We start from the raw sequence: 17,485 nt of genomic DNA on the forward strand, positions 1-17,485 counted from the left end.
CGTAGGAAGAAGCCGATATGATGCCGGGCAGACCACCGTCGGCACAAGCTTGTGTTGGCGGCCCTTTTAGGCTTCGTAGGGGGTAAATGCGCGCATGTCGACCATCCGTCCGGTGTTCTACGTTTCCGATGGAACCGGTATCACCGCTGAAACCATTGGGCATAGCCTGTTGACCCAGTTCTCCGGGTTCAGCTTCATTACCGACCGGATGTCATTTGTCGATGACCCCGAAAAAGCCCGCGAAGCCTGTGCCCGGATCCAGGCGGCGGGGGAGCGCTACCAGGTCCGGCCGATCGTGGTGAACTCCTGCGTGGACCAGAGCCTGAGCCTGATCCTGGCCGAAAGCGGGGCGCTGATGCTGGATGTGTTCGCCCCGTTCATCGAACCGCTGGAGCGCGAATTGTCCAGCTCGCGCCTGAACCGGGTCGGCCAGGCCCACGGCATGGTCGACTTCGACACCTACCACCGGCGCATCAACGCGATGAACTTCGCGCTGACCCACGACGATGGCATCGCGGTGAACTACGACGATGCCGACGTGATCCTGGTGGCGGTGTCGCGGGCGGGCAAGACGCCTACCTGCATCTACCTGGCCCTGCATTACGGGGTGCGCGCGGCCAACTACCCGTTGACCGACGAGGATCTGGAGAGCGACCGCCTGCCGCCCCGCCTGCGCAACTACCGGCGCAAGCTGTTCGGCCTGACCATCGACCCGGACCGCCTGCAGCAGATCCGCCAGGAGCGCCGGCCCAATTCGCGCTACGCCAACCTGGACACCTGCAAGCGCGAGGTGGCTGCGGCGGAGGTCATGTTCCAGATGGAACGCATCCCGACCCTCAGCACCACCCATACCTCGATCGAGGAGATCTCCAGCAAGGTGCTCGGCACGCTGGGGCTGCAGCGCGAACTGTATTGACGGGGGCGCCACGACCAACGGTCGTGGCCTACCTGCGCGGTTGACGGGTGCGCTACGACCCAGGGTCGTGACCCACCTGCGCGGTTGACGGGTGCGCTACGACCCAGGGTCGTGACCCACCTGCGCGGTGGGTATCGACCGTTGGTCGATACAGTACAGGGCCCCTTTGGCCGGGACCGATCAGTCCCCACGTTGAAGGGCCAACGTGTAGGATCAGCCCATGGCCCGAGCATTGCCCCGTACCGAGCGCATTCCCCGCCTGAGCCGGCTGAGCTGGCTCATGGGGCTGTACGCAGAGAACTACCGTCACCTGGTGCGCCTGTTCGCGCCGGCCGAGCTGGTGGCGGGAAGCTACGTCTCTTCGGTGGGCGATGGCCTGGACGTGCGCCTGGACGTGATCGAGTGCCACCGGTACACGGTCGAGCTGCGCCTGACCTATGACCTGGCCGACCCGGTGACCGGTGAACCGGACCCATCGGCCTTCGTCCGCCTGTACCGGGACGCGCGCCAGGCCGAGACCACCCACTGCTACGTCGGCCGCCGCTGGCAGGACACGATGGGCCTGTACCCACCGCCGGCCGAGCTGATCAGCCATCGCATGCGGATGAACACCTTCCTCGGCAAATGGCTGGAATACCTGGCCGAACGCGGCCATGGCGTGGCCACCCTGCGGCGTGATCCAGACGGCAACACCGTGGGTGAGGGCGACCGTCGCCTGTCGCTGGTGCGATGATCGGCCATAATCCACGGCTGACCCGCCGCCGGACCCGCACATGCCGTATACCCCGATCGTCGCCACCCTGGGCTATGTGCTCTCGCCCGATCGCCGCCAGGTGCTGATGATCCACCGTAATACCCGGCCGGGCGACCACCACCTGGGCAAGTACAACGGCCTGGGCGGCAAGGTCGAGCCGACCGAGGACGTTGCCGCCGGCATGCGCCGCGAAATCGCCGAGGAAGCCGGTATCGACTGCACGGCCATGCGCCTGCGCGGCACCATCAGCTGGCCGGGTTTCGGCAAGCACGGTGAGGACTGGTTCGGTTTCGTGTTCGTCATCGACAGCTTCGAGGGTGCCCCGCACGGCGGCAATCACGAGGGCACCCTGGAGTGGGTGGACGTGGACAAGCTGGACCAGCTGCCGATGTGGGAGGGCGACCGCAACTTCCTGCCGCTGGTGTTCGATGCCGATCCGCGACCGTTCCACGGAGTGATGCCTTACCGGGATGGGCGCATGCAGAGCTGGTCCTTCAGCCGGCTGTGAGGCATTCCGGAGGCCGTTGCGTTCGCCGGGCATGGCCCGGCGCTACCCATCCGGCGCAGCCTCGGTAGCGCCGGGCCATGCCCGGCGGGGAGAGCTTCAACGCCGATGTGCCAGCAGCAGGTGGAAGTGCTTTTCCCGCTGCTGGCCGTCATTGCCGGCCGTGCATTCGCGATGCGAGCGCCATGCCGTGACGGTGAAGCCGGACACCCGCAGCGCCAGCTCCACTGCGTCCAGATCATGCAGTTCAAGGTCCTCGGCAAAGGGCAGGCTGCGCATGAATCCGGCATCACCGAAGGCCAGGCATAGCCGGCCGCCGCGATGCAGCACCCGTGCCAGTTCATCCAGTACCGGGGCCAGGTTCGGCCAGCGCAACTGCCCGGCCAGGGTGTATGCACCCAGCATCAGCATCGTCCGTCGGTAAGGAGTCGGGCGTGGCGGCGGCGGGTCCGCCGCAGACCATAGCGCTGGCGGACCGGCTTGGGAAGTAGGAAAACCCCGGCTTGTGGTGATGAGGAAATGTCCAGCGTCGCAGTCGGTGAGAACCAGTTGTCCACAGGGGGTGTGGATTACGCGTGGGCAACTTTGTGGATAAGCGCTGACAGGCGCCACCCCCCTAGGCTGTCAAGATGGGTGGCGAAAAATTCACCGCCGGTGAGGATCGGTGAGTGTCGGGTGAAGGACAGGGGCAGCCCACGCTGTTGCCGGTGGCGGCGCTCGCGGTACCCTGTGGGCCTTGATGCCCCGTGAGACTTCATGAAACGTCACTTCTCGATGCTGCGCGAGTTCCATCTGGCGGACTGGTTCACCCTCGCCAACGCTTTCTGCGGCACCGGCGCGGTGTTTGCCGCCATGCGTTTCCTGCAGGATGGCGAGCGCGGCTACCTGATGTTCGGCATGGCGCTGATCCCGCTGGCTTTCATTTTCGACGCACTGGACGGCCGCATCGCGCGCTGGCGCAAATCCAGTTCGACTCTGGGCCGTGAGCTCGACTCGCTGTCGGACGTCATTTCCTTCGGTGTCGCACCCGCAGCGCTGGCCTATGCCTGTGGCATGCAGGGCGGCTGGGACTGGCTGGTGTTGAGCTACTTCGTCTGCTGCGGCGTCAGCCGCCTGGCCCGTTACAACGTGACCGCCGAGGCGATGAGCGGTGACGAAGGCAAGGTGAAGTACTTCGAGGGAACGCCGATTCCCACCAGCCTGGCGCTGGTGATCGTGCTGGCGATCGCCGCCGGCACCGATGCCATCGGCCGCGACCTGTGGCTCGGCCAGTGGCAGATTGGCCCTTGGCAGCTGCATCCGTTGGTGCTGCTGTTCGCGTTGTCCGGGTCGCTGATGATCAGCAAGACCCTGCGCATTCCCAAGCCATGACCCAGCCCTGCGGAGGAGCGCGATGACCAGCTCGGCCAACGACGCCGGCAGCAGCGATTTCGAAAATCTGGCCCGCCAGTACTTCGGCGCCTGGGGTGATGCCTTGCGCCATGCCGCCGTGCCGGGAACCCCGGCTGGCGACGACCCGGGCAGCTGGAAGCGCCTGTTCGACTGGTGGGGCCAACTGCTGCCCGGGACCGGTGCTGCCGCGCCCGAAGAGGCGGTGCGGCGGTTCCGCGAACAGGCTGGCAGCTGGTACGGGACCATGCAGGAAGTCGCTGCACGCTTTGCCGGCCGCGATGCCAGCAGTGCCGAGGTCGCGCAGGCCTGGCGTGAAGCGGTGAAGGGGCAGGGCGACGGCATGCTGCAGTGGATGCTGCAGGGGGCCCGCGGCAGCACCCATGTGGACGCTGCTCCGCCCGAGTTCACGGCGTGGTTCCAGCAGTTGCAGACGCTGGCTGGCCCTTGGCTGCAGAGCCCGGCGTTCGGGCCCGGCCGCGAGCACCACGCGCGGTGGCAGGCCCTGCTGCGCGCGCAGGAGGAGTACCAGCAGCATTCGCAGGCCTACGTCGAGCAGATCAAGCAGGCACTGGAAGAGGCGTTCGACCTGTTCGAGCAGCGCCTGGCCGAACACGAGCAGCCCGGCAGCCAGCTGACCAGCGCCCGGGCGATGTTCGATCTGTGGATCGAAGTGGCCGAGGAGGCCTACGCCAAGGTCGCCATGTCCGAGCCGTTCCAGCAGGTGTATGCCTCGCTGGGCAACGCACAGATGCGCCTGCGCGCAGGCATGCAGCGCGAGGTTGAACAGATGAGTGAACGCATCGGCCTGCCCACCCGCAGCGAGATGGATGCCGCCCACCGTCGCATCGCCGAGCTCGAGCGCAGCCTGCGCCGGGTGCAGGCACAGGTGGCGGCGCTTGCCGGTACCCATGCCGTCGATCCGGTGGCCCAGCCGGCGCCTGCCAGGGTCAAGCCCGTCGCGCGCAAGCCTGCAGCGAAGAAGGCTGCAGCGAAGAAGCCTGCCGCGAAGAAAGCGCCAGCGAAGAAGGCCACCACCCGCGCGACCACGCGGAAGTCGTAAGCCATGAAAGGACCGCTGGGCTTCAATGCCGATGACCTGATGCAGGAGACCCTGGCCATGCAGCGCAAGCTGATGGAAGGGTTGAAGCTGTTGCCGCAGGTGGAGGATGTCGACTATGGCGCCACCGCCCGCGAAGAAGTCTGGCGCGATGGCAAAGTGGTGCTGTATCGCTTCGTCGGCGAGAACGCGCCGGTGCGGCGCACACCGCTGCTGATCGTGTACGCACTGGTCAACCGCCCCTACATGGTCGACCTGCAGGCCGATCGCTCACTGGTGCAGAAGCTGCTGGCCTTGGGCCAGGACGTGTACGTGCTTGACTGGGGTTATCCGGACCGTTCCGAGCGCTACCAGACGCTTGAGGACTATCTGCTGCGCTATATCGATGGCGCGGTGGATGCGCTGCGCGCGCGCAGTCGTGGAACGGTCGACATGCTCGGCATCTGCCAGGGTGGCGTGTTCGCCCTGTGCTACGCCGCACTGCGGCGGCAGAAGCTGGGCAATCTGATCACCATGGTCACCCCGGTCGACTTCCAGACCGCCGACAACATGCTGTCGCACTGGGCCCAGCAGATGGATGTGGATCTGCTGGTGGATACGCTGGGCAACATCCCGGCCGATCTGATGAATGCCAGCTACCTGATGCTCAAGCCATTCCGCCTGAACGTGCAGAAGTACGTGGGCCTGCTCGACATCCTCGATGACAAGGCCGCGCTGGAGGATTTCCTGCGCATGGAAAAGTGGATCTTCGACTCGCCGGACCTGGCGGGTGAAGCCTTCCGCGAGTTCATCAAACAGTTCTACCAGGGCAACGGCCTGGTCAATGGCACCGTGCGCATCGGCGAAGAGGCGGTGGATCTGTCGCAGGTGACCCTGCCGGTGCTGAACATCTACGCCGAACAGGATCACCTGGTGCCACCGGATGCATCGCGCGCGATGCGTGGCCGGCTGGGCACGCAGGACTACACCGAATCCAGTTTCCGCGGTGGGCATATCGGCATCTACGTCTCCGGCCGCGCACAGCGCGAAGTGCCGGCGACCATCGACAACTGGCTGAAGGAACGCACGCCATGAAGTATTCCCCTCTGCTCGCGCTTGCCCTGGCCCTTGCGCCGGGCGTCGTCGGTGCTGCGCCGAGCGCCGATGCGCGCCGCGAGATCGCGCAGTTGATCGGGAGCCTGGACGGCTCCCAGTGCCAGTTCCAGCGAAACGGCAGCTGGTACGGTCCGGCCGATGCGCGTTCCCACCTTCAGCGCAAGTACGACTACCTGCTGAAAAAGGATATGGTCGACACTGCCGAGCAGTTCATCGAACGTGCGGCGAGCCAGAGCAGCATGAGCGGCAAGGCTTACCGGATCCGCTGCCCCGGCCAGCCCGAACAGACCTCCGCGGCGTGGTTCAGCGCCCGCCTGCAGGCCTTGCGCCAACGCACGCCGTAGACATTGCAGGCGCTACAGTGGCAACAGCCAGTCAGCCGGGAGACCTCGCCATGAACGCTGTGCCGCGCACCCTGTCGCGCTCGCTGAACGACCGCATGATTGCCGGGGTGATGGGCGGCATCGCCCATCGTTTCGGCTGGAACCCGACCCTGGTACGGGTGCTGTACGTGGTGGTCTCGCTGGCGTCGGCCGCTTTCCCCGGCATCCTGGTCTACCTGCTGCTATGGCTGCTGATCCCCAACGAGGCGGATTGAATACCGCGTCCCGTCCCTGGCCGATCTGGCTGCGCGCGCTGCAGGTGCTGGGTGCGCTGTGGACCGTGCCCAATACCCTGATCGGCCTGCTTGGCGGTCTGGCCGGGTTGCTGGGGGGGGCGAAGATGCGCTGGAGCGGTCGTGATTGCGCGGTGGTTTTCGATCACTGGCCCTGGGGCCCGGGCGGAGCGATCACCCTGGGCAATGTGATCCTGCACACCGGCCACGACCTGGGCATGTGCTGCCGTACCTACGCGCATCAGGCGGGGTGGGGCGTGGAGCCGTTGATCCGGCTGGATGACCATGAGCGTGCGCACGTGTACCAGTATCTGGTGCTGGGGCCGCTGTACCTGCCGGTGTATCTCCTGTGTGGTGGTGTCAGCGCGCGTAATCCGTTCGAGCGTGCGGCCGATCATTACGCGCGGTTCGGGCACGGCTGGTGGCCGTAGATTCCAGCCAACGGCGCAGCCCCTCGTGGGTGGGTCGCGAAATGCGATTCATGTGATTGGGCCGGGCGGGGTGGGTTCGCGGGACACGCCGTAAACCCGTCCCTGGGGGCTCGATGGCGCCATCCATGGCGCCAACGGTCCCGCGAACCCACCCCGCCCGACCCCTGACAGTTTCCGTGTGCGTCCAGCCACGGAGAAGAAAAAGAACAGCAACAGCGGGTCGCGCGCTGCGCTTGCTCGTGCAGAGCCGAGCGTGGGCTCGGCTCTACAGAAAGCGGCCAACCAGGCCGCTTTTGCTTTTGATCTTCTTTTTCTCTTCCGTGGGTGGCAGACCGCAGAAATTGTCAGAGGGCGGTCGGGTTGGGTTCGCGGGGGTGTCCGCGGCATGGATGCCGCGGCCAAGCCTTATCTGATTGGAATCTGGCACCGTAGGTGTCGAGAGCCGGCGTGGGCCGCCGTGTAAGCCTGGATCTCGACGATCGCCATGTAGCTTGGCGCCCACGCCGGAATCTCCCTTGATCCGCCCGAACAGTTGCTGGAGCTGACACTCGCAGTGATAAGACTGGGCAAGCGGGGGAGCTCTCGACCCTTCCAGACTATACGGAGTCCGGTGATGAACGGGATCGGGATTGATGTCAGCAAGCGCCAGTTGGACGTTGGCACGACAGACGGACAGACCCTGCAGGTCAGCAATAGCCGCTCCGGCTCCAGGGACGGATTCACGGCGTCCCCCGCGAACCCAACCTGGCCGACCCACCTGCGGCTTTTGCATTCCGCGACCAACCAACCCCACCCACGAGGGGCTGCGCCGTTGGCTGAAACCCGCGTATTCGTTAGCTGGAAGTTAAAGATCCGTAAGCATTCTGCTGCTATCCCGCAGTCATCTGCATGCAACCGATCGTCATTAGTCTTCGTGACGTTCCAGTCAGCTTGGCCGCGGTAAGCTCTATCCCGATGGGCTCGCAAGTACCGCTCATCGTGTGCAGTACGCAGTAGCAATTTGGAGGAAGACATCACATGGCAATCGTTCTTTATGTCGGTGGTAGCAAGGATGGCGAGAAGGGCGTGGTGCCCTACGGCTTCAGCAAATCCCGCGCCGATACCGCGCTGGGGCCGGAGTTCTACACGGAGCGGTTCATGGAACTGCAGGGTGTCGGCAAGGTCCGCCTGATGGCGCTGGAGAGCCTGCGTGACGACATCGTCATGCAGCGTGCCGCCCGCCACTACCGCTGACCTTCGCAGTACGCGGCAGGACGCGCCCCACCATCGCGCGTCCGCGCCGGCATCCCAGCCCCGGGGCCAGTCCGAGCCCCCTTTGCCAGGATGCCGGCGTCCCATCCGGACCCGCCGCCTGAACCGCCGCTCTGTCAACGCCTTGTCCCTGCCGCCCGCGCATTGCAAGAATGGACCTTTCCCGCAATGCGGCCCAGGCCGGAAACAATGCACGACGCCAAGCACGCCCAGCGCCAGCTCGCCCAGCAGATCGCCCAGACCATCGCCGATGAGATCGGCGCCCAGACCGCCCAGGTCAGCGCCGCCGTCGGCCTGCTCGATGAAGGCGCCAGCGTTCCGTTCATCGCCCGCTACCGCAAGGAAGTCACCGGCGGCCTGGACGACACCCAGCTGCGCAACCTGGAAACCCGCCTGACCTACCTGCGCGAACTGGAAGACCGCCGTGCCGCGGTGCTGGCCAGCATCGGCGAGCAGGGCAAGCTCAGCGATGAGCTGCGCAACGAGATTCTCGCGGCCGACACCAAGAGCCGGTTGGAAGATCTGTACCTGCCGTACAAGCCCAAGCGTCGTACCCGCGCGCAGATCGCCCGCGAAGCAGGACTGGAGCCGTTGGCCGATGGCCTGTTGGGCGATCCGACACAGGACCCGCAGGTCTTTGCCGCCACGTTCGTCGATGCCGACAAGGGCGTGGCCGATACCAAGGCCGCGCTGGAAGGTGCCCGCGCGATCCTGATGGAGCGCTGGGGCGAGGACGCCACGCTGGTTGGCGAGCTGCGCAGCTGGTTGAGCGAGCAGGGCGTGATCCGTGCCCGCGTTGCCGAGGGCAAGGAAACCGAGGGCGCCAAGTACCGCGATTACTTCGAGCACGCCGAGTCGTTGGCGAAGATTCCATCGCACCGGTTGTTGGCGTTGTTCCGTGCGCGCCGCGAGGAGATCCTGTTCCTGGAACTGGATCCGGGCAAGGATGCCGAGGCCGGACATCAGTACGCTGAAGGGCGCGTGGCGCACAACGCCGGTATCCGCGATGCGGGGCGCCCCGCTGATCGCTGGCTGCTGGACGCCTGCCGCCTGACCTGGCGGGCCAAGCTGCACATGCACCTGCTGCTGGACCTGTTCAACCAGGCCCGTGAGAAAGCCGAGGCCGAAGCCATCGCGGTATTCGGTGACAACCTCAAGGATCTGCTGCTGGCTGCACCGGCCGGCCCGAAAAGCGTGCTGGGCCTGGACCCGGGCATCCGCACCGGCTGCAAGATTGCCGTGGTCGACGCCACCGGCAAGCTGGTCGCCACCGACACCATCTACCCGCACGAGCCCCGCCGGCAGTGGGAGCAGTCGCTGCAGACGATCAAGCAGCTGTGTGCCAAGCACAACGTGCAGCTGATCGCGATCGGCAACGGCACCGCCAGCCGCGAGACCGACAAGCTGGCCGGTGAAGCCATCAAGGCGCTGGGTGACAACGCGCCGCAGAAGATCGTGGTCAGTGAAGCCGGGGCGTCGGTGTATTCGGCGTCGGAAACGGCGGCCAGGGAATTCCCGGATCTGGACGTGTCGATCCGTGGTGCGGTATCGATCGCGCGTCGCCTGCAGGACCCGCTTGCCGAACTGGTGAAGATCGAGCCGAAGGCGATCGGCGTGGGGCAGTACCAGCACGACGTGGATCAGTACCGCCTGGCGCGCGCACTGGATGCGCGCGTGGAGGACTGCGTGAATGCCGTCGGCGTGTACGTCAACACGGCGTCGGCTGCACTGCTGTCGCGCGTCTCGGGCCTGTCGTCGACGGTAGCCGAGAACATCGTGCGCCACCGCGATGACAACGGTCCGTTCAAGCGTCGCAAGGACCTGCTGAAGGTGTCGCGCCTGGGCGAGAAGACGTTCGAGCAATGCGCGGGTTTCCTGCGTATCGCCGATGGCGATGAGCCGTTGGATGCGTCGTCGGTGCATCCGGAAGCCTATCCCGTGGTCGAGCGCATCGTGGCCAGCACCGCGCGCCCGATCAAGGCGCTGATCGGCGACGGCAGTTTCCTGCGCGGCTTGAAGGCCGAGCAGTTCACAGACGAGACATTCGGTGTGCCGACCGTGCGCGACATCCTCAAGGAACTGGAAAAGCCGGGCCGTGATCCGCGCCCGGAATTCAAGGCGGCCCGTTTCGCCGATGGCGTCGAGGACATCAAGGATCTGCGCGAGGGCATGGTGCTGGAAGGCGTGGTCAGCAACGTGGCCGCGTTCGGTGCGTTCGTCGATATCGGCGTGCACCAGGACGGCCTGATCCACATCTCGGCGCTGTCTGGTACCTACGTGAAGGATCCGCGTGACGTGGTCAAGGCCGGCGACATCGTCAAGGTGAAGGTGCTGGAGGTGGACGTGCCGCGCAAGCGCATCGCCCTGACCCGTCGTCTGGACGACACGCCTGGCCAGGCCACCAGCCGCCCGGGCAGCCGTGACGAACGCAGCCAGGGGCAGGCGCCGCGCCGCGACGCTGGCAACCCCGCGCAGGGACGTGGCCAGGGGCGCAACCCGGGCAATGGCGGACGCCCGGCACAGGCCGCGCCGCCAGCCAACAATGCCCTGGCCGAGGCGTTCGCCCGGGCCAAGCGCAGCTGAGTCCGCCGTCCCCCTCCCGGCGCTGTCGGGTGGGGGACTTGTCGATGTTCCCCGGCAATGCGCACACTTGCGCCGGAAGGGGCGCTTGGACCCCTGCTGTCGCTGGGGAGGCCATGCCGTCAGCACCATCCGCGCTGTTCCGTGACCGCTGTGGTTCGCCACGGCCTGCGGGCAGCTGCGTCGGCAGGGGAGGTGGCTGATGGCCGATCAGGGCAACAGCGGCAACGCACGGCTGGAGCGCCGGCTGCAGGAACTGGCCGAAGAGCGCCGTCGCCTGGCGATGATCATCGAGGGCACCGCGGCCGGCACCTGGGAATGGAACGTCCAGAGCGGGCAGATGCGGGTCAACGAACGGTGGGCCGAGATCGTCGGCTACCGGTTGGACGAACTTGAACCGATCTGCCAGAAGACCTTCATCGCGCTGGTCCATCCGGATGATCTGGCGCTGTCCGATGCGGCCCTGCAGGACCACTTCGATGGCCGCACCGACCACTATGTCTGCCTGTTGCGGATGCGCCACAGGAATGGCGAATGGATCTGGATCCACGATCGCGGACGGGTATTCGAATGGGACGGGCAGGGCAGGCCACTGTGGATGGCCGGCGCCCATGCCGATGTCACCGAACTGCAGCAGGCGCGCCAGGACGCGGCCGAAATGCGGCAGCGCCTGCAGGCGATGGTGGATGCTTCAGACGAAGTGGCGGTGATCGCGACCGACACCGATGGCATCATCACCATTTTCAATACCGGCGCGCAGCGCCTGCTCGGCTACACTGCCGCTGAAGTAGTGGGTACGCGCCGCCTGGATGCCTTCCACGACCCGGTTGAACTGCAGGCGTGGCTGCGACCGCTGGCGACCGCCGATGGACAGGTTCCGGGTGTGTTCGAGGCACTCAGTGCACGTGCCGAGGGCCAGACGTATTCGCGGCAGTGGACACTGCTGCGCAAGGACGGGCAGCGTCGCCAGGTACGCCTGTCAATCAGCCGCATGGATGGCGCCAATGGCGAGCGCATCGGCTATGTCGGCATGGCCATCGACATCACCGAGATCCTGCAGGCGCGCGCCGAGGCTCGTCTTGCGGCGGAAAAATTCGCCGGTGCGTTTACGTCGGCGGCATTGGGCATGGCGCTGGTGTCGCTGGAAGGGCGCTGGCTGGATGTCAACGATGCGCTGTGCCGCATTCTCGGCTACGCGCGGGAGGAACTGCTGCAGGTCGATTTCCAGCGGTTGACCCATCCGGCCGATCTGCAGACCGACCTGGCCCTGGTGCAGGACCTGCTGGCGGGGCGACGCACGCACTATCACCTTGAAAAGCGCTACGTGGGCCGTGAGGGCAACACCATCTGGGCACGGCTGTCGGTATCGCTGGTACGCAATGAGCGCGGTGAACCGTTGCATTTCGTGTCGCAGATCCAGGATGTCAGCGCCCAGCGCAGCAGCGAGCAGCGCCTGTTCGAAAGCGAGCAGCGCAGCCGCATCACCCTGGATGCGGTTGCCGACCTGGTACTCAGCGTGGCCCTGGATGGCCACATCGAATATGCCAATGCGGCCGCCGTGCGAATGCTTGCCGGCGATGGAGCGCTGTCGCTGGCCGGGCATCTCGTGCAGGACGTGCTGTCGTTGACCACCGAATACGCACCGCAATCGCAGCTCGATGTCAGCGTGCTGCTCGATCCGGAAAGCAATGCCGTGGATCTGCATGCCGATCTGCTGCTGCAGATGGGCACCGCCGTGGTGCCGGTTGACCTGACCCGGGCCTGGCTTCGCGACGACGAGGGCCAGGTGCGTGGTGCGGTGTGGGTCCTGCGCGATGACACCCAGCAGCGCGCACGCGAGCGCGAGGCACGACACCTGGCGGAGATGGATCCGCTGACCGAACTGGGTAATCGCCGCGGCTTCGAAGTGCATCTGCAGCAGGCGATCACCCGGGTCGAGCGGACCGGGCAGGCGGCGTCACTGATGTACATCGATCTGGACCGCTTCAAGCCGGTCAACGATACCTTTGGTCATCTGGCCGGCGACGCCGTGCTGTGGGCCGTGGCCAGCGTATTGCGCCATGGTGTGCGCGACTCGGATGTGGTGGCGCGCCTGGGGGGGGACGAATTCGCGGTGATCCTGTCCGGGTGCAGCCCGCGCCGAGCGGCGCGCATCGGCGGCGAGCTGCTGCACACCCTGGCCAACCTGTCCATTCCGTGGGACCAGCACCAGCTGCGGATCGGCGCCAGCATCGGCATCGCACCGCTTGCCGCCGGCATGAGCGTGGACCAGGCCGTCGCCGCCGCCGATGCCCAGTGCTACCGGGCCAAGGCGATGGGGCGCAACAATGTGCAGGTGCAGGGCGAAACCGGCGAACTGTCCGGTAGCTCGCCGGCGGACGGCGGCGACCTCGGCGACGGCTGATCTCAGCCTGTGAGAGGGGCGCGGCGAATACTGCGCCAACGCCCCACCTTCGCAGGAAAACAACATGACGTCCTGGAACCTGAGTGCAGTCCGTGCTTATGCGCCGGCCGTTGTCGGCTGGTCCCTGGCTCTCTCCGGCTGGCTCCGTCTGGAGCAGCTGCGCAACGACCAGCAGGCCCGGATGCTGGTCCCCGTGGTGCAGTGGGGCGTGGCGCTGATGCTGCTGGTCACGCTGGGCTGCATCGTCGTCACCAGCCTGGTGCTCTGGCGCGCCGGGCGTCGCGATGCGCAGCAACGTGGGTAGCGGACCTGCTGCATTGATCAGGTGCGGGCCTCAGCGCAGCACCTCTTCGGCATCCACCAGCTGCACGTCGTGCATCATGTTGAGGTAGGCCTCGTAGTAGCCTTTGTGCGAAGCGCCAACGATGGCCAGCAGGCGCGTTCCCGGGCGCTGTCCCAGCACTTCGCGGATGTTGGCGACCATGCGCAGGTTGCGGGTTTCCCAGTAGCCCACATAGTTGCGGCCAAAGCCCTGGGCTGAGGGTTCGACCAGCGCAGCACCGAAGTCGGCCTGGTAGGCCTGCAGGCCGACGCCGGGGCGGTTGTAGGCGCGATACAGGTCCAGCACGCCATCGACCTTGCCGATGTTGGCGTACAGCGGCTCGTCGGCGTCCCGCCGTGCGTTTGCCTGCGGGTTGTCCCACGCCTTCATGATCGCTTCGCCTGCCGCCTTCTCGTGCTCGGGCGGGGTGGGCGAATCGGCGGTGTGGTCGTCCACCGCCCACAGGCGTTCCAGCCCCAGCCGCGCGGCGAGAACGGCCGCCACCAGGTTGGTTTCATTGCGACGGGTCAGGCTCTTGTCGAGAATCTCGACCAGCGCAGCATCCAGGCCGTCGCCGGCAATACGCTCCTGCACAGGCAGGCGCAGCCATTGCACCTGCGCCGATCCGCGCTCGCCAGCGGCCAGGAACACCGCGGCCAGATGTCGACGCTGCGCGGCTGTCGGGCTTGCCGGCCATGCCGACAGCAGGCGCCCCATCTCGACGTTGGCGTTGGGTACGTCAAGGCCGGTGGCGGCGCGGGCCGCGTCGGTGTCGAAGCAGTAGGTTTCGACGCTTTCGGCATAGCGGCCGGGATTGCGACGCATGAAGTCGCACTGCAGGCCGGACAGGTTTTCGGTGGCAATCGCCTCCGGGCGCCAACGTGCCAGGCGCTGCAACAGTGGCTCCAGCATGGCCGGCTCGAAGGTCTTTGGCAGTTCCGACAGATGTGCTGTCCCAAGCACCAGTACGTCGTTGTGGCGACCGGCGGGTGGCCCCTTCAGCTGGTCGGGATGGAAGCTGGGACGGAAGCCCGCGTCGCTGGCCAATGCGCCGGCACTGCACAGGCTGAGGAAGATGATGGCGTTCAAGCGTCGAAGCATGCTGCCTCCCCAGGAAAAATCCATTCAGTGGGCACATGCTGCGGGCAGCGCGCAGGCAAGGGATGTCCCGATGGTCATTGCAACCTTCTGCGTGCCTGCCGCATCCCCTTTCCGTCGGCGCTGGTCCAGAATGGTGGCTGGAAGACTTCCGGAAGCGCGTCATGGATGAAATCGCCACCATCGCAGCTGCAGGTGCCGTGCTGGGTGCACTGGCCGGCTGGATCGGGCCGGCCAGATGGCGGTGGCAGCTGTTGCGGCTGGCACCGTTGCTGCTGTTGCCGTTCGCGCTTTACATCCTCGCCACCCGCAGCTGGATCCTGGGCGGCGGCGGGCCGCTGGCGGGGCCATCCCTGCTGGTCGTCTGCGGCAGTCTGGGCTACCTGCCGGCGGTGCTGGCAACGATGCTGCTGCGCTGCGTTCTGCGGCGCGCCGCCGACCAGCGGCTGGCCCCCTAAAGTTGCCGACTGCTTCGCCGATACCTTGTCTGGAGCCCGCTGCAGGCTCCCGCCGCCGGACCCGAGGCTGCCTCCGATGGGCGGCCCGTGCCGTGTGCCTCGCCGCTGTTTGATGACGATCGCAGCTGCCGTACTGTTCCTGCCAGTCGCTCGAGTGACGCCTTCCGGCGTCTGCAGTCCCAGGCAATCGAAGTTGCCGCCGGGCATCCCGCCCGGCGGGTCGCAACCGCTACCCGGACACCGAGGATCAGACGATGCTTATTTCAGGCTCCATGGAAGGTGCTCAGGCGCCGGCCGAAGTGCTCACCCGTTGGTCTCCCCTGCGCGCGCTGCAGGGGGTGTTGGGCAGGCAGCGCCGTGCCACGGAGGTGGCCGAGCAGCATCGGCGGCACGTCGAGCTTGAGGCCCAGGTGGCCGCATTGCACCGGGTGCAGGCGGTCATCGAGTTCGCCCTCGACGGCACGATCCTGCAGGCCAATGACAACTTCCTGCAGGCAGTGGGATATCGCCTGGATGAGATCCAGGGCAGGCATCACTCGCTGTTCGTCGACCCCGAGCACGCGCGCAGTACCGGATACCGCGACTTCTGGGCGCGGCTGGGCCGCGGTGAGTTCGATGCAGGGCAGTATCGACGCTTCGGCAAGGGGGGGCGCGAAATCTGGATCCAGGCCTCCTACAACCCGATGCTTGATCAGCACGGTCGGCCGTACAAGGTGGTCAAGTTCGCCACCGACATCACCGCGCAGAAGCAGCAGGCGGCCGAGTCGGCGGGGCAGCTGGCGGCCATCGACAAATCGCAGGCGGTCATCGAATTCAGCATGGATGGCCGCATCCTGGCGGCCAATGCGAACTTCCTCGCCGCCACCGGCTATACGCTGGAAGAGGTACGCGGCCAGCATCATTCGCTGTTCGTCGAGCCTGATTACCGGGCCAGCGACGAATACCGGCGGTTCTGGGAAAAGCTCGGCTCCGGCGAGTACGATGCGGGCCAGTACCGGCGGCTGGGCAAAGGTGGCCGCGAAGTGTGGATCCAGGCGTCGTACAACCCGATTCTCGATGCCAGCGGGCGACCGTTCAAGGTCGTCAAATACGCCACCGACATCACCGCACAGGTGCATGAGAGCCAGGCCATGCAGCGCGCCGTGGCGCAGACACGCGAGGTGGTGGCGTCGGCAAAGGAGGGCGACCTGACCCGAAGCATCGGCATGGCCGACAAGACGGGCCCGATCGCCGAACTCTGCGGAGGCGTCAACGCGCTGGTCGAAGCGATGGCCGCGATCATCGCTCAGATCAAGTTCGCAGCAGACACCATTGCGGTCGGTGCGAGCGAGATCGCCGAAGGCAACAACGACCTTTCCCAGCGCACCGAGCAGCAGGCTGCCTCACTGGAAGAAACCGCCGTGTCGATGAAGGGGCTGGCCGAGACCGTGCAGCGCACCGCGAACAACGCGCGCCAGGCCAGCCAGCTGGCCGGTGGCGCCGCCGACGTGGCCGCACGCGGTGGCCAGGTGGTGCATGAGGTGGTCTCGACGATGGCGGTGATCAACGCGTCCTCGCGGCGCATCGTCGACATCATCGGTGTGATCGATGGCATTGCGTTCCAGACCAACATCCTGGCATTGAACGCGGCCGTGGAAGCGGCGCGCGCCGGTGAGCATGGCCGTGGTTTCGCCGTGGTCGCCACCGAGATCCGCGAGCTCTCGCAGCGCTCGGCGGGTGCGGCAAAGGAAATCAAGCAGCTGATCGATGCGTCGGTTGCCAACGTCGGTGCCGGAACGGCGCAGGTCGAGAGCGCCGGCCGGACCATGGACGAGATCGTGGCCGACGTGCGTCGCGTCAGCGACCTGATGACCGAGATCAGCGCGGCTGCGCAACAACAGAGCGATGACATCCAGCAGATGAACCACGCGGTGGACCTGATTGACCAGGGTACGCAGCAGAATGCAGCGCTGGTGGAGGAGGCCTCAGCGGCCGCGCGCAGCATGGAAGAGCAGTCTTCGCAGCTGCTGCAGACGGTGGCAGGATTCCGTGTGCACGCGGGGGCAGGGCATGGCCATGGCGTGCATGCCCCGGCGCTGCGGGTGGTGTAGGGCGCCGGCGCGCGCTGGCCTATGGGGCGGCGCGGGCCGCCCCGCCAACGCAGCGGTGGCTTGCTCTGGAACGGCAGTAAACTACGGGATCGCCCGTCTCTGCTCAGTCACCATGTCCCTATCGGCAGCGCGTGGTCGACGTTCTCGACGATTTACCCAAGTACCTTGATGGCTGGGAAGGGCCTAGCCAGGCACTGGACTGATTCATGAGTCCGCTCTGGCGGCCAAGGTGTGATCGCACTCGACCAAGCGGGCGTTGCTGACGGCTTGGCGCCCTCCGCATTGGGCACAAGCGAGCAGCGTACCGCCCGGTATGGATTGTAGGTCGGGGCCTGTCGAGTGGGTGACGTGCTGGCAACTGTTGCACCGGACGCTGATGGCGATGACGCTTTGGATGTTCCCCTGCTGATCGCGCATCGGGTCGATGTTGAGAACGTAGAAAAGACCTGTGTCTGGCATGGCCGTGTACCGAAGAGTCAATGCATGCTGCAGGGTGGAGCGGGTTGATCTTGTGAC

General features: G+C 66.1%; 16 protein-coding genes and 2 pseudogenes. 16 read left to right on the forward strand and 2 right to left on the reverse strand.

Annotation, left to right across the window (positions count from 1 at the left end):
• Positions 1–94 precede the first annotated feature (94 nt).
• From K5K93_RS00375 to K5K93_RS00385, 3 genes are all read left to right on the forward strand, one after another.
• The gene (locus K5K93_RS00375; protein ID WP_025879262.1) at positions 95–916 is read left to right on the forward strand and encodes a pyruvate, water dikinase regulatory protein; all 822 of its coding nucleotides are present in this window, start codon (positions 95–97) and stop codon (positions 914–916) included.
• A gap of 220 nt (positions 917–1,136) precedes the next feature.
• On the forward strand, positions 1,137–1,649 hold the full coding sequence (locus K5K93_RS00380) for a DUF1249 domain-containing protein (protein WP_099784603.1): 513 nt from the start codon (positions 1,137–1,139) through the stop codon (positions 1,647–1,649).
• Positions 1,650–1,689: 40 nt separating this feature from the next.
• Complete coding sequence (locus K5K93_RS00385; protein ID WP_093819148.1) at positions 1,690–2,178, forward strand: 8-oxo-dGTP diphosphatase; 489 nt, start codon at positions 1,690–1,692, stop codon at positions 2,176–2,178.
• Positions 2,179–2,274: 96 nt separating this feature from the next.
• Here the strand turns inward: K5K93_RS00385 and K5K93_RS00390 are convergent.
• A pseudogene (locus K5K93_RS00390) lies at positions 2,275–2,544 on the reverse strand (methyltransferase); the annotation flags it as partial.
• 387 nt (positions 2,545–2,931) lie between these two features.
• Here K5K93_RS00390 and K5K93_RS00395 point away from each other — a divergent pair.
• The 11 genes and pseudogenes from K5K93_RS00395 (at position 2,932) to K5K93_RS00445 (ending at position 13,305) form a co-directional block, all read left to right on the forward strand.
• Positions 2,932–3,546, forward strand: coding sequence for a phosphatidylcholine/phosphatidylserine synthase (locus K5K93_RS00395; protein ID WP_093819149.1), 615 nt, complete (start codon positions 2,932–2,934; stop codon positions 3,544–3,546).
• Positions 3,547–3,568: 22 nt separating this feature from the next.
• Positions 3,569–4,627: a class III poly(R)-hydroxyalkanoic acid synthase subunit PhaE gene (gene phaE, locus K5K93_RS00400; protein ID WP_222389051.1), complete on the forward strand. Its 1,059-nt coding sequence runs from the start codon at positions 3,569–3,571 to the stop codon at positions 4,625–4,627.
• A 3-nt stretch (positions 4,628–4,630) separates the two neighbouring features.
• On the forward strand, positions 4,631–5,698 hold the full coding sequence (locus K5K93_RS00405) for a class III poly(R)-hydroxyalkanoic acid synthase subunit PhaC (protein ID WP_222389053.1): 1,068 nt from the start codon (positions 4,631–4,633) through the stop codon (positions 5,696–5,698).
• Positions 5,695–6,063, forward strand: a complete 369-nt coding sequence (locus K5K93_RS00410; RefSeq protein ID WP_222389056.1) for a YfeK family protein — start codon at positions 5,695–5,697, stop codon at positions 6,061–6,063. The genes K5K93_RS00405 and K5K93_RS00410 overlap by 4 nt, the downstream gene beginning before the upstream one ends.
• A 50-nt stretch (positions 6,064–6,113) precedes the next feature.
• A complete protein-coding gene (locus K5K93_RS00415; protein ID WP_025879254.1) occupies positions 6,114–6,317 on the forward strand; it encodes a PspC domain-containing protein in 204 nt (67 codons plus the stop codon).
• Positions 6,314–6,766 carry a hypothetical protein gene (locus K5K93_RS00420; protein WP_025879253.1) on the forward strand — a complete coding sequence of 151 codons (453 nt, stop codon included), beginning with the start codon at positions 6,314–6,316 and terminating at the stop codon, positions 6,764–6,766. Before K5K93_RS00415 ends, K5K93_RS00420 begins: the two co-directional genes overlap by 4 nt.
• Positions 6,767–7,379: 613 nt before the next feature.
• A pseudogene (locus K5K93_RS00425) lies at positions 7,380–7,472 on the forward strand (IS110 family transposase); the annotation flags it as partial.
• A gap of 311 nt (positions 7,473–7,783) precedes the next feature.
• A complete protein-coding gene (locus K5K93_RS00430; protein WP_025879252.1) occupies positions 7,784–7,999 on the forward strand; it encodes a hypothetical protein in 216 nt (71 codons plus the stop codon).
• Between the two features lie 207 nt (positions 8,000–8,206).
• Positions 8,207–10,600 (forward strand): Tex family protein, encoded by a 2,394-nt coding sequence (locus K5K93_RS00435; protein WP_222389059.1) that lies wholly within the window; start codon positions 8,207–8,209, stop codon positions 10,598–10,600.
• A gap of 199 nt (positions 10,601–10,799) precedes the next feature.
• Positions 10,800–13,001, forward strand: a complete 2,202-nt coding sequence (locus K5K93_RS00440) for a PAS domain S-box protein (RefSeq protein ID WP_222389062.1) — start codon at positions 10,800–10,802, stop codon at positions 12,999–13,001.
• A gap of 64 nt (positions 13,002–13,065) precedes the next feature.
• Positions 13,066–13,305 (forward strand): hypothetical protein, encoded by a 240-nt coding sequence (locus K5K93_RS00445; RefSeq protein ID WP_222389063.1) that lies wholly within the window; start codon positions 13,066–13,068, stop codon positions 13,303–13,305.
• A gap of 30 nt (positions 13,306–13,335) precedes the next feature.
• Here K5K93_RS00445 and K5K93_RS00450 read toward each other — a convergent pair whose 3' ends face one another.
• A complete protein-coding gene (locus tag K5K93_RS00450; protein WP_222389065.1) occupies positions 13,336–14,424 on the reverse strand; it encodes a DUF5694 domain-containing protein in 1,089 nt (362 codons plus the stop codon).
• A gap of 161 nt (positions 14,425–14,585) precedes the next feature.
• On the opposite strand from K5K93_RS00450, the gene K5K93_RS00455 reads away from it, so the two are divergent.
• Together K5K93_RS00455 and K5K93_RS00460 are read left to right on the forward strand one after the other, a co-directional pair.
• Positions 14,586–14,879 (forward strand): hypothetical protein, encoded by a 294-nt coding sequence (locus tag K5K93_RS00455; protein ID WP_222389069.1) that lies wholly within the window; start codon positions 14,586–14,588, stop codon positions 14,877–14,879.
• 254 nt (positions 14,880–15,133) lie between these two features.
• A complete protein-coding gene (locus K5K93_RS00460; protein WP_222389070.1) occupies positions 15,134–16,969 on the forward strand; it encodes a methyl-accepting chemotaxis protein in 1,836 nt (611 codons plus the stop codon).
• The last annotated feature ends 516 nt before the right edge of the window (positions 16,970–17,485 follow it).

The organism is Stenotrophomonas sp. DR822 (assembly GCF_019793815.1).
In the GTDB taxonomy this organism is placed as follows: Bacteria; Pseudomonadota; Gammaproteobacteria; order Xanthomonadales; family Xanthomonadaceae; genus Stenotrophomonas; species Stenotrophomonas indicatrix.

Coding starts and splice junctions, on each gene's coding strand:
- K5K93_RS00375 (WP_025879262.1), top strand. CDS start 95: ATGTCGACCATCCGTCCGGTGTTCTACGTTTCCGATGGAACCGGTATC.
- K5K93_RS00380 (WP_099784603.1), top strand. CDS start 1,137: ATGGCCCGAGCATTGCCCCGTACCGAGCGCATTCCCCGCCTGAGCCGG.
- K5K93_RS00385 (WP_093819148.1), top strand. CDS start 1,690: ATGCCGTATACCCCGATCGTCGCCACCCTGGGCTATGTGCTCTCGCCC.
- K5K93_RS00395 (WP_093819149.1), top strand. CDS start 2,932: ATGAAACGTCACTTCTCGATGCTGCGCGAGTTCCATCTGGCGGACTGG.
- phaE (WP_222389051.1), top strand. CDS start 3,569: ATGACCAGCTCGGCCAACGACGCCGGCAGCAGCGATTTCGAAAATCTG.
- K5K93_RS00405 (WP_222389053.1), top strand. CDS start 4,631: ATGAAAGGACCGCTGGGCTTCAATGCCGATGACCTGATGCAGGAGACC.
- K5K93_RS00410 (WP_222389056.1), top strand. CDS start 5,695: ATGAAGTATTCCCCTCTGCTCGCGCTTGCCCTGGCCCTTGCGCCGGGC.
- K5K93_RS00415 (WP_025879254.1), top strand. CDS start 6,114: ATGAACGCTGTGCCGCGCACCCTGTCGCGCTCGCTGAACGACCGCATG.
- K5K93_RS00430 (WP_025879252.1), top strand. CDS start 7,784: ATGGCAATCGTTCTTTATGTCGGTGGTAGCAAGGATGGCGAGAAGGGC.
- K5K93_RS00435 (WP_222389059.1), top strand. CDS start 8,207: ATGCACGACGCCAAGCACGCCCAGCGCCAGCTCGCCCAGCAGATCGCC.
- K5K93_RS00440 (WP_222389062.1), top strand. CDS start 10,800: ATGGCCGATCAGGGCAACAGCGGCAACGCACGGCTGGAGCGCCGGCTG.
- K5K93_RS00445 (WP_222389063.1), top strand. CDS start 13,066: ATGACGTCCTGGAACCTGAGTGCAGTCCGTGCTTATGCGCCGGCCGTT.
- K5K93_RS00450 (WP_222389065.1), bottom strand. CDS start 14,424: ATGCTTCGACGCTTGAACGCCATCATCTTCCTCAGCCTGTGCAGTGCC.
- K5K93_RS00455 (WP_222389069.1), top strand. CDS start 14,586: ATGGATGAAATCGCCACCATCGCAGCTGCAGGTGCCGTGCTGGGTGCA.
- K5K93_RS00460 (WP_222389070.1), top strand. CDS start 15,134: ATGCTTATTTCAGGCTCCATGGAAGGTGCTCAGGCGCCGGCCGAAGTG.